We start from the raw sequence: 11,531 nt of genomic DNA, 5'->3' as shown, positions 1-11,531 counted from the left end.
GTTATCATCTTTTGTTCGGTAGGTTAACCGCACAGCACTGCGGCGCGCGCCGGATCGAGAGAGATAAGCCCGGAGAGCAGTGAGTCCATCTCAGGCTGCAGGCGAATTTTATCTGCCTCACTGCGCCCAGCCTTGCCACGCAGCAGTTTGAGCCTGCGAGCTTTAACTTCAAACATCAGCTCTGGCGTCCACTGTTCAAGCGTGAGTGCCTTGGCGCTGCCGTCGAGTTCACCCAACAGGTGCAGGGCCATGTCGTTTTTTCCGTACTGCTCAGTGACGCGCGCCATCAACAGACGCATCAACCATTGATCGCGTGAAGACGCGTAGCCCGGGCGGGTCTGCAGCCAGCTCAACGCGGCTTCAACCCCCTCATTGTCCGCTTTGGCCAGTACTTCCGGCTCCAGCGTCAACACATCGTCACCGGAAACCGCGGCGATCACGACGGATTCTCCCTTCCAGTCCATCGTATTCTCCAGCACGGTTTCGTTAATCCAGTTCAGCGTCACTTCATCGGCGAAAGGTGTGCCATCATTGAACGCCAGCGCTCCCAGCCCCGGAAGGCGGGCCAGCAGTCCTTCCAGATCACGGCAGAGAATGTCGGCGCGCACGCTGTCGTTATCAAGCTTCACCAACGCCTGCCAGGCGTACCACTGCACATCCAGCCACAGATGGTTAACCCCCTGCGCCAGCAGGGTATCCGTATGCTCCAACAGTTCAGACCAGCTTTTCTGGAGATACAGGCGTTTGAGGTGCGCTTTGTTGTCTGGCTTAGGCGGGACCAGGCGGGTGCGGCCGGCGGCATCCAGCGGCGGTAACTCCGTCAGCGTATCCCAGCGGACACTTTTCAGCAGATGATGGCCGGCCAACCAGCCACCCGGCTGATCGCGAAGGTATTTCGCCAGCACTTTGGCCTGATCGAGCAAATCACGCCCTGACGTGACAGAATTCATCACCGGCGCAGCAGAGGCCGCAGCCGGTAAAATGGCGCTTTCTTCACGACTGGTTTGCGGCACCAAACTGTTGGCCCCGCCATTTTGAATCAGTCGGTTATCCAGAGCCTGATACAGCCCGGACAAATCTGGACGAGCGTCCTCATCAAACCTCTGGAGCGTCTGTTCCGCCAGTAACAGCGCGGCCGTGATGCGCCGCATGACGGACATATCCACTTCCGGGTACAAAGACAGGCTGTCTGTCACACGGCTGCTGCCGAGCCACTCCAGGGCAGATTTACGGCTGCGGGCGCGCAGGGGATGCAGGTCATTGCCAAACCGTGCAAGCATGGCGGCCAATAACTCAACGCCCTGCGCCAACCCGGCTTCACCGTCCTGATGCAGACGCGCCCAAACGTAGAAAGTGATGACGCGTAAGTCCTTACACCTGTCGGTCAGCAACTTTTCCGCCAACTGGCAAATCAGCCCGGTATCAATGCCGGAGAGCTTGTTGACCTCTTCGCGGATGTGCTGGAAATCGTCGTCGTAGCCCGGGTCTTCTCCGGTCGGTTCATTGTCGCTAATTGGCTCCAACCAGCGCGCCCAGTCAGCACAACGCGCCCGAGCCTGGCTCACCAGGATGTCTTCATCCACGCCACAGGTGTGAAGTAAACTCTGCAATGCGGTCATTATTCCTCCTCATCCAGGGTTGAGGGTGCCGTAAAGCGCATGTGGTCAAGCCGTTGGCGTTTTTCTCTTACCTTGCCACCATGTTCCCGCAAGCGGTCTCCTTTGCGGATGACGTTACTCATCGGGCTCTCCTTCCGTGATCTCAGGTGATTACCGTCAGGGCTTGTTCCAGCCATCTGGCCGGGATCGCGGCTTGCGCCCGCGCCAGTTGCTGTTCAGCCACCGCAGCTTTCTGTAAGGCGACAACCACGCCCGGTTCGGTGGTAAAGGCCCTGAGCTGTTCGCCCCCCGGCAGCTCCGGCAACGGCAGCCCGGTGAGCCTGTCCAGCACCTCGACCTGCAGCGAACGCACCGCGCCGGTGGCAGCCAGGCCGGCCAGCTTTCCGCTCAGGCTCTTTTGTTTGAAACTCAGTACCACGCCTGTGGCGAGGGTGGCAAAACCCACCAGATTGCCGGCGATCACCAGTGGCGACAGCGACTTGTTGCATTGCTCGCTGAAGTAAATCATGCGGTAACGGAAGTAGCCGGCCCACATCTCGCGCGTACTCAGCGCGGCGTGCATAAACCAGGCGCGCGAGTCGTGCACCTGGTCGTCGAACAGTGCCCTGACCAGCCCAGCAGGCTGCTGCGCATTACTGGCCTCACCGGCAGCGGGAAACAGGACAGCCACGCGGGCGTCACCGTCAGCCTTGATTCGCCGGTATTCCTGCGGTTCATCATCGGTATTGAGCACGAAAATCATCGGCTGCAACACGGTATCCAGCACCGCCTGCGCCAGGTTATCCGGGATGCGATAGCCGTCGTAGTAATCCTTGCCAAACTCCTTCGCCGCTTCAAACAGCTGGGGTTTATCCATCTTCGGATCAAAATCCTTGACCCCTGGGTGCAGCACCAAATCGTCCATCTTGTCGGCGGGCTGTGTTGCTATCTGGTCCTGGCGCGCTTTGAGAACTTTTTCCTGATTTTCATTCCGTAGTTCTTTTGCCGCCTTACGCGCGGCGGGCAGCGCTTCCTTATCCGAGGCAGCTTTGTAGAACCGCTGTTCCACCAGCGTCCCTTTGGCATAGCGGTTAATACGCCAGGCGGTGATCCAGGCAATCTGGTTCTCGACGAGGCTTTCCAGACTGCCGCTGGCGCGCGGCGGGTTGTAGCTGGCCGCCTCGTCAGGGCTGATTTTTTCGGGCGTGGTTAGATTCAGGGTGAGTTCGCGCCAAGCGTTGAATCTCGATATCAATTCCGGTGCGACGACAAAATCTCTAACTTGCTCAGCATCAAGTGCGCGCCAACTATCCTTTCCTAAACTCTCTGGTAAACTACACTTATTGACTTTCAGTGGTGCACCAGAAAAAAAAGCGCTTGAATACAGATCATGCAACACTATTTGCGACAGCAAATAGCCATCATGCTCAGCATTGGCCTTCCCTTGATCCCCCGGCGGATAGCCACCACCAATATCTGAGTGCATCCCCGGATACACCACCTCGGTGGCATAAGGCGGGTACTTGCCGTTACCCCGGCGCACCGAGTCCAGCGGGAAGCAGAGGCGCTGTTCATGGCCGGAGACCAGATGCACGCATTTTTTTATCAGCCCGCCATAGGTTTCATCACTTGGCAGCTCCATCGTATCGTCTGCCCAACCCATATGCCCCTCGGCAATCGGTGCCATATGCGCCACCCCAACCGAGGCCACGGTATCCAGCAACCCGAGAAACTCCACGCTGATGGGCAGCTGCAACTCACCAATTTGCAGGCATTGCGGGGGCTTCTCACCTTCCGCCGCCGGTGGGGGCAACAGCTCGCTCAGCCAGCGCACAAAGGCACGCGCCGCCGCCGCGCCGCGGGAAAAACCGTAAACATACAGCTTGATGCCTAACAGCCTGGGTTTTCCCGGCTCCGGCTGGGTAATCAATGGTCTCAGCTTCGGGGCTAAATCATTCAGTAAGCGACTGAACTCTTCATAGCGATTGTGACTACCGCCAAACCACAGGCGGTTCCAGCTGGTGCCCATTTTGTTGATGGACCGGCGACTCTCCGCAGTAGTCAGCCACTTTTCCGCGGCGCTAAACTTCAGTACCTCAATAATGCGCAGCAGCGCCCAGTTAATGCGCTCCTCACCCTTAGTGGCACCCACCAACCCCATAGTGGAATAGTCCGGGTCGTTCACTTCCGGGAACGGGGTCCCCACGCCGGGAATATAAAATTTAAAATATTTCCCCTCCCCCTCTTCAACAGCATCTAACAGCGCGCTCTGATCGTTGGCCGGTACCCCACCCGCCGTACCTGTCCCGATAGTGGCACGAAACAGACGGGCAATATTGGTCGGGTGTTTTGGGTTTGACAGAAGCAAATCATTGTTCAGGTTATTGCCGGTGCCGTCGAAAAACAGGCTGATATGCAGCGTCTTACAGCACGGCGGCGCCACGCGTCGCCCGGCGGCCAGGCACAGCTCCTGTCGGTAGAGCAGCTCGGCGCTGTCCTGCTGATAGAGACTCTGCCCGAGCTGCAATGCATGGGTCGGCAGGCGGCCCTGCGCCGGGAACGGCGGTGGCGCCCAGGCTAAGTCGGTTTCCTTTATCTCGGACATACTTTTGGCTCCTTCATCCTGATGGGCTCTTTAATCGGGTAGTTGGCATTTCTCGGTGACCAACAACTGGTCGTGACCTTCACGTCATCACAGGGCAAAAAGTGCACCGTGATACCGCAGGTATCCTGGCCGTTATAATCGGGGACCGGGACTATTTTGCTGTGCTGGCGATGACTGGCTTTGATGTTTTTTTCCCATTCCAGATATTTGTCCCATTTTTCATATCCTGGGAAATCATCTGTCGATGCTTCCCCACTTTCCCAATCAATACGCACCGTCATGCCCGGTTGCCAGCGGGCGGGCACGCTGTAGCAGCAACCGCCACCGCCGCCCTGGAACGGCCCAATAATGTCGATACCTGACTGGTTATCCACGCTGAAGTGGTTAATCGCCCATTGGGTGTGGTTGATGGCCTTAATGGTGCCACCGCCTCCACTGCCTCCGGCTTGCGCAGCAGGCTGGGCGCAACCGGTTAACAACAACAGCCCCGCCAGCAGCGGGCTGAGTAATGCATGTTTCATCTGACTTTCCTTGTAGATGTGGAATTCACTAAGAGGGAAACAACAACCGCAGACAAGCTATCTCGGACAGTCTTTTGGCTCCTTCATCCTGATGGGCTCTTTAATTGGATAGGCTGGGCTATCGTAGGTGTAGCAACTGGTGGTCACCTTCACGTCATCGCAGGGCAAAAAGTGCACCGTAATACCGCAGGTATCCTGGCCGTTATAATCGGGGACCAGGACGGTTTTGCTGTGCTGACGATTCTGGGCTTTCATTTTCTTAGCCCAGGCGAGATATTTTTCCCTGTCCTGATAACCAGGAAAACCATCCATATCACCCACCCCACTCTCCCAGTCAATACGCACCGTCATACCCGGTTGCCAGCGGGCGGGCACGCTGTAGCAGCAACCGCCACCGCCGCCCTGGAACGGACCAATAATGTCGATACCCGACTGATTATCCACGCTGAAGTGGTTAATCGCCCATTGGGTGTGGTTAATGGCGTCAATCGTGCCACCTCCGCCCCTTGCCTGAGCAGCAGGCTGGGCGCAACCGGTTAACAACAACAGCCCCGCCAGCAGCGGGCTGAGTAATGCATGTTTCATCTGACTTTCCTTGTAGATGTGTGGAATTCACTAAGAGGGAAGCAACAACCGGAGACAGGCTACCTCGGGCAGTCTTTTGGCTCCTTCATCCTGATGGGCTCTTTAATTGGATAGGCTGGGCTATCGTAGGTGTAGCAACTGGTGGTCACCTTCACCTCATCGCAGGGCAAAAAGTGCACCGTAATACCGCAGGTATCCTGGCCGTTATAATCGGGGACCGGGACGGTTTTGCTATGCTGACGATTCTGGGCTTTCATTTTCTTAGCCCAGGCGAGATATTTTTCATCATCTCCAAATCCAGGAGAGCCTTCTGTATCACCCACCCCAGTTTCCCAATCAATACGCACCGTCATACCCGGTTGCCAGCGGGCGGGCACGCTGTAGCAGCAACCGCCACCGCCGCCCTGGAACGGACCAATAATGTCGATACCCGACTGGTTATCTACGCTGAAGTGGTTAATCGCCCATTGGGTGTGGTTAATGGCGTCAATCGTGCCACCTCCTCCCCTTGCATGAGCGGCAGGCTTGGCGCAACCGGTTAACAGCAACAGCCCCGCCAGCAGCGGGCTGAGTAATGCATGTTTCATCTGACTTTCCTTGTAGATGTGGAATTCACTAAGAGGGAAACAACAACCGCAGACAGGCTATCTCGGACAGTCTTTTGGCTCCTTCATCCTGATGGGCTCTTTAATTGGATAGGCCGGGCTATCGTAGGTGTAGCAACTGGTGGTCACCTTCACGTCATCACAGGGCAAAAAGTGCACCGTAATGCCGCAGGTGTCCTGGCCGTTATAATCGGGAACCGGGACTATTTTGCTGTGCTGGCGTTTTTGCGCATCTATCCCTTTTTTCCAGGCAAGATATTTTTTCCTGTCCTGATAACCAGGGAAGTCCATTGAATACCCAACACCGCTCTCCCAATCAATACGCACCGTCATGCCCGGTTGCCAGCGGGCGGACGCGCTGTAGCAGCAACCGCCACCGCCGCCCTGGAACGGACCAATAATGTCGATACCCGACTGGTTATCCACGCTGAAGTGGTTAATCGCCCATTGGGTGTGGTTAATGGCGTCAATCGTGCCACCTCCGCCCCTTGCCTGAGCAGCAGGCTGGGAGCAACCGGTTAACAGCAACAGCCCCGCCAGCAGCGGGCTGAGTAATGCATGTTTCATCTGACTTTCCTTGTAGATGTGTGGAATTCACTGGAGGAAACAACAACCGCAGACAAGCTATCTCGGACAGTCTTTTGGTATCTTCATCCACAGACTCGCGAACCCGGTGCTCCAGCACGCCCAGTCAGCACAACGCGCCCGAGCCTGGCTAAGCAAGGTATCTTCGTCCACCCCACACGCGTGAAGTACATTCTGTAATGCGGGCATCATTCCTCCTCATCCAGGGTTGAGGGCTCCGTAAGGGTCAGCGCCTGCGCGGCGGCTGAGGCATCCACGCTGAATACGCTATCCGGCAGACTGAAATTGCGTAGCCCCAGCAGCGCCAGCGGCCCGTTGCCCAACTGGGTGCGCAGCACCCACTGTAGCGTGCGGCCATCTTGCGCGGTAAAGCTCATCATCCATTGGCTGTGGTCAAGCCGTTGGCGTTTTCCCTGCTCCAGCCAGCGGATAAAGCCCCAGCTCCCGCTGTAATCCCCGAACAGGCGCGCACCGGCGCTGGTTGACGTCCAGGTCAGCATGGTTCCTGGCTTATAGGTGTCCCCCGGCCAGCGGAAAGACTGCCAGTCGGCCATCTGGTTGAAGTAGTGCAATTTTTGCCCATCAATGGTCAGCTGACTCTCCACCACCTGCGGTGCCGGGCGTGCCTGCAGTTCGAAACTGATGCCCTGGCTGCCATCGGTAAACAGAACGTCCGACAGCTGGCTCAGTTGGTTAACGGCCTTAAGAAACGCCGGATTAAACGTCAGCCCCTGGCTGTGCGCCTTGTCCGGCACCCACTGGCTGCCTTCTTTGTGAAGCACACCCTTGAGTTCGGCGGTCAGGAACCTATCGATACGTCCACTGTCTTTGCGGATAAACTCGGCCAGCATCGGCAAAGAAGCGTCGCTTTTGCTTGCCGCAAACGGGAAGCGCCCCTCAAAAGCAGTGTGCCAGTTCGCCACCACCGAGCGACGCCAGCGATCGTTCAGACTGGCCGCCGACGGCTGGAGTACGGTCTCCCAGGCCTGGGTCAGCGGCTGCACAAACAGGGTATTGCCAAAACCGCTCCACTCCTCACCGAGGCTTGCCGCGACCAGGCTGCCATACTGCTGGGTGTCGGTCAGGTCTACACTTTTCCCCTGGAATACGGTCTGCGCCAGGGTCTGCATCATCTCCTGCGGGTCAGACGCGTTGGCCACCTGTTGCAGACGCAGACGAACGCGGGTGATACGGGTCAGATAGGTCTGCAGGCTCAGCGTGCTGTCGGCCGACATCACGTTGCTGGCTTGGTTTTTTCCCATCAGGGTCAGCAGCGGCCCGAAGGTGTCATCCAGCGGCCCCTGCGGCCCGGCTGCGCGCTGATCGATAACCGGCTTATCCTGATTGCCGAGCAGATCTTTTGCCGACTTAATGATGGAAACCGACAGCCCTTCCCCCTGCTCGCCGGTCTGCCCCTGCCAGGCCAGCGTGTTCATCAGCGCAATCAGCGGCGACTGGCGCACATCGCTCATCAGGGTCAGTTGGTCTGTCACATCGACGATGTTGTTTGCGGGATTCAGTCGCAGGCCGTTAAGAAAACTCAGCCAGCTGCCGGCAAAGTCGGTGAAGTAACGTTGCGTAAGACGCGCTTTAAGCGCTTCCGGAGAAAGGTCGGCAGAAACGGTCTTGCGGCTGTCACTCAGCACCCAGTCGATTTCATCCCGGCGCGAGTTCGCCGCTTTCTCGATGGCCTGCTGAATCCCCCCTTCCCACGCCTGACGGGTGAACATCCCCGGCACCACTTCATCGGTGGTGAACAGACGGCGGGCATCGGTCCCGCTGGTCATGTCTTCCAGAGACACATCGGCAAAGTTACGGCGCACCGATTTCAGCATGTTTTCGTAGAGTGTTCCTTCCGCATTACGGCGACCAATTTGCTGCAACAGCACCTGACGGCTTTGGCTGACCAGTTGCGCATCCGGGGTAATTTTCCACTGCGGCTGCTGTGGCAGCTCATTTATGTAGAATGCCCACAGGTCCGGGGAAAGACTCTGCCACAGGCCGGTAGATATGCCGGTCCTGGACGGTTGAACTTCCTTCATGGTCTGGGCATAGAACGCACCATCGGCTTTGTCCGGGCGGGACATCATCAACCAGGCTTTCAACTGGTCATAACCGGGTTTAGCCAATTGCGTGCGCTGGTCACTGTTCGGTGCTGAGTTAGCCAACGTTGTCAGTTTCTGCGTCAGGGCGGCATTGGCCGGGTCGCGGATCAGGCTATTATTCGCTACGCCATACCACGGGAGCATCGCGCTCAACAGTTGCGGGTTATGATCGAGGCCAAAACGTTGATACCACGGAGCACCACCCTGAACATGATGCTGCAAACGGCCGGCATCGTTGCGCAGGGTGTGCAGGGCCGTCAGTTGAGCGTCAGAAACGGAGGGATGTTCGACCAGGTGACGCGCTTTTGCCGCCACAGAAGAAATTTGTCCGTAGTTCAACGCAAACGAGAGCAACAGCCCCATCCCCCAGACACCGGTAATGCCCATCAGCGCCCAGGCAAGCGTCCGCTCCCACGCCATACCGACGCGGCGGCCACGTACACGGGTGCAGTCATCGACGATACCCTGCCAGGTGGCGGGCAGGGTCAGAGCATGACGCTGTGATTCTGGGACATATTTCTCAGCGTCGGCTGATGCAGCACCGGTTGTTCCCTCTGAGGCTTCGGCAGTTATATTCACTGGCAGGCTGAACATCAGGCCACGCAGCGTAACGCGTTGCTGGGAGACCGGCAGCCATGGCACCAGCTGCTGAGCCCAGCGGGAAATACCCTCCTCTTTAAGGTGCTGGCCCAGACGCAGCAGGAAGTCGTGACTGTTGTTCTCAGCGATCTGGCTTACGCCCTGCATCCGCAGGGCCGGCAACATCCGCTCAAGTTGACGGGCAACATCGTCTTCATTTGCGCGCAGCGGGAAGTGAGCCCCTATCGCCTGCTCAGTGCGCTTAGTCTGCGACCAGCCGCTCTCGCACAGTTGCCACAGCCAGACCGGCGCGGCGTAACAAAGCAGCCCGGCGATGTTCTCCAGCCCGCGCAGATCGCTGTCACTTACCTGCGGCGTCAGGTTCAACGCCGGTGGCATGACGCGGATAATGCCGTCCAGCGGGCGGCCCCGACGCAGCTTGCGCAGCGGGGTATACTTTTCGCTGTCGGGTTCCGTTGCCAGGCTGCCGCCGTAGATCAGCAGGGTGCGGTTGCCTTCCAGCCATTGTTGTTGCTTCAGGCCTGGAACCAGCTGTTCAATCGCGGCATCATCACCGGTCACCAGCAGCAGGCGGACTTTGCGGCGCCAGAAAATGGTATAACGTTGGCGGAGATGACTGGCGATGTCCGCCTTGGGCGGCAACCGGAGTGTGCTTTTCTTTTTCACGGGTCTGGAAGAAGCGGCCCCCATCACTTTATCCCGAATCACTAAATGAAACGCGATAAAACCCAGCACCAGCACACAGAGCGACACTCCCCAGACAACAAAACAGGCCGTCATGATCTGACGCAGCACATCCCATTCCGTGGAGAGATCCTTCCCCCAGTACCACCACAGCAACCCACCTGTCAGCACGAGCAGCGTGACAGTAGCAACAAACAACACCGCTGTGGAAACCACAGAAAATTCAGCGGGTTTATTTTCCTTCTCCATAAGGTTTAATAATTCCAAGTGCGAGAGTGTGTAGAGGATCTTTGGCTATCCAGCCGCAGGGTTCTTGATACTGTTTGGCGTAAAGGGCCGCCAGAACCAGCACGATGAGCATCTCCATCTCACCTGGGCTGCCCCAGTTGAGATCCTGGACATGGTGGGTCACATTCCAGCCACTTTGCGCCAGCGCGGGTAACGTGGGCTGTGAGAACAGCATGCAGGCATCGGGTGCCTTTTCGAGTTCGCTTTGCTGCTCCGCTCGCTCGCTGACTGCGGTTAAAACCTCTTCCCCGGTGGTATCGTAGACCTCCCCCCGGGTAAGGCTGACCAGTCCCTGATGAGCCACCAGACACAAAGCCGCAGACTCACCGGCAGGCTGCGCTGAGTTAAACGAGGCCGCCATCGAATGGCACCCGGCGACCAGAATGGCCTCGTTTTCCGGGAGCGTTTGAGCTGCCGCGGCAAGTACCGACAGCGTCTCTTCGCCTTGCCATTTCTCTGGTTTTTCGGGTAACGCAAAGTCAGCAAACGAAAGCTGCATTTGCGCGCAAAATGCCCGCCAGGCAACCAGGGAGCCCAGCCAGTAGCAGCGCCGTATCTGCGGGAGGGGGGAATCTGCATTCTGCGTCTGCCACTGCAGCACCAGCATTTTTGCCAACAGCGTCTCCCGTTCAGCCACCGGCTCGATCAACGTCCGGCCGATGCGCAGCGCTTTTCCGCTCGACTCATTTTTTATTTCAGGAACCCGATGCTCCCGCTTTAACAGACGCAGCCAGTGTGGCGTATCGGTTCCGGCCGGGCCCAGCAGCACCATTTCACTGAGCGCGAAACGGCGTTGATGCTGCTCCCACCAGGCCTGCTGTTGCCGCTCAATCAGCTGCGCATAATACCGGGCGTTATGGACCGAAACCCGGTAATACAGCAAGCGTACTAACCAGAGCGCGCCCATCAGAACCGCCGCACCCGCCATCCCTTTGACAATCAGCCCAACGCCACTCCCGGCAGAATGCAGCAACGCACCGCCGCCTCCGCACAGCAGCACCAGCAGCGCGCCCACTGACAGCCAGCGTTTTACATCAGGAGAGCGCGCGATCCGGTAGGATGGATACTCCGGTAACGGCCTCACAGCTCAATGCCGCAATCAGGGAAAGAGCTCACCAGCGTGCAACCGCAGGCGCAGCGGTGACCGTGCAGCGCCACCGGCTGCCCGTCGACCTCCGATAACGCACTACCTTCGCTGATGGCCGTCATGCCATGTTTATTGCACTTCACCGCATCGCCCTTGCAGGCAATCCCTTTGCCGAAGCACAGATAATGCCCACCCAGCACTTTCCCGCCATACTCCCGCAGGGTATCGCCCTCACGTATGATCGCTTTCATCCGTCATCCCTCCCTGA

The 11,531-nt window shown here is 57.9% G+C and carries 10 protein-coding genes; all 10 read right to left on the bottom strand.

All coding sequences use genetic code 11. The annotated features are described in order from the left end of the window. Nucleotides 1-23: 23 nt before the first annotated feature. Nucleotides 24-1,619, bottom strand: a complete 1,596-nt coding sequence (tssA, locus tag JK621_RS07615) for a type VI secretion system protein TssA (protein ID WP_212559283.1) — start codon at nt 1,617-1,619, stop codon at nt 24-26. Continuing rightward, nucleotides 1,619-1,741: a hypothetical protein gene (locus JK621_RS25455; protein ID WP_283249350.1), complete on the bottom strand. Its 123-nt coding sequence runs from the start codon at nt 1,739-1,741 to the stop codon at nt 1,619-1,621. The genes tssA and JK621_RS25455 overlap by 1 nt, the downstream gene beginning before the upstream one ends. A 20-nt stretch (nt 1,742-1,761) precedes the next feature. Next, complete coding sequence (locus tag JK621_RS07610; protein ID WP_212559282.1) at nt 1,762-4,203, bottom strand: T6SS phospholipase effector Tle1-like catalytic domain-containing protein; 2,442 nt, start codon at nt 4,201-4,203, stop codon at nt 1,762-1,764. After that, complete coding sequence (locus tag JK621_RS07605) at nt 4,191-4,724, bottom strand: DUF3304 domain-containing protein (protein WP_212559281.1); 534 nt, start codon at nt 4,722-4,724, stop codon at nt 4,191-4,193. The genes JK621_RS07610 and JK621_RS07605 overlap by 13 nt, the downstream gene beginning before the upstream one ends. Nucleotides 4,725-4,781: 57 nt before the next feature. Then, the gene (gene tli1 / locus JK621_RS07600) at nt 4,782-5,309 is read right to left on the bottom strand and encodes a T6SS immunity phospholipase A1-binding lipoprotein Tli1-KP (RefSeq protein WP_212559280.1); all 528 of its coding nucleotides are present in this window, start codon (nt 5,307-5,309) and stop codon (nt 4,782-4,784) included. 59 nt (nt 5,310-5,368) lie between these two features. After that, a complete protein-coding gene (tli1, locus tag JK621_RS07595) occupies nt 5,369-5,896 on the bottom strand; it encodes a T6SS immunity phospholipase A1-binding lipoprotein Tli1-KP (RefSeq protein ID WP_212559279.1) in 528 nt (175 codons plus the stop codon). A 57-nt stretch (nt 5,897-5,953) separates the two neighbouring features. Beyond that, on the bottom strand, nt 5,954-6,481 hold the full coding sequence (locus JK621_RS07590) for a DUF3304 domain-containing protein (protein WP_212559278.1): 528 nt from the start codon (nt 6,479-6,481) through the stop codon (nt 5,954-5,956). Nucleotides 6,482-6,687: 206 nt separating this feature from the next. Next, nucleotides 6,688-10,137, bottom strand: coding sequence for an ImcF-related family protein (locus JK621_RS07585; RefSeq protein ID WP_212559277.1), 3,450 nt, complete (start codon nt 10,135-10,137; stop codon nt 6,688-6,690). Further along, nucleotides 10,121-11,260 carry a hypothetical protein gene (locus JK621_RS07580; RefSeq protein ID WP_249337153.1) on the bottom strand — a complete coding sequence of 380 codons (1,140 nt, stop codon included), beginning with the start codon at nt 11,258-11,260 and terminating at the stop codon, nt 10,121-10,123. Before JK621_RS07580 ends, JK621_RS07585 begins: the two co-directional genes overlap by 17 nt. After that, nucleotides 11,257-11,514 carry a PAAR domain-containing protein gene (locus JK621_RS07575; RefSeq protein ID WP_212559276.1) on the bottom strand — a complete coding sequence of 86 codons (258 nt, stop codon included), beginning with the start codon at nt 11,512-11,514 and terminating at the stop codon, nt 11,257-11,259. The genes JK621_RS07580 and JK621_RS07575 overlap by 4 nt, the downstream gene beginning before the upstream one ends. Nucleotides 11,515-11,531: the final 17 nt, after the last annotated feature.

The sequence above is a fragment of the Serratia plymuthica genome, from assembly GCF_018336935.1.
Taxonomy (GTDB): Bacteria; Pseudomonadota; Gammaproteobacteria; order Enterobacterales; family Enterobacteriaceae; genus Serratia; species Serratia plymuthica_B.
The sequence above is the reverse complement of the archived record's forward strand: the minus strand, read 5'-3'. Positions and strand labels throughout refer to the sequence as shown.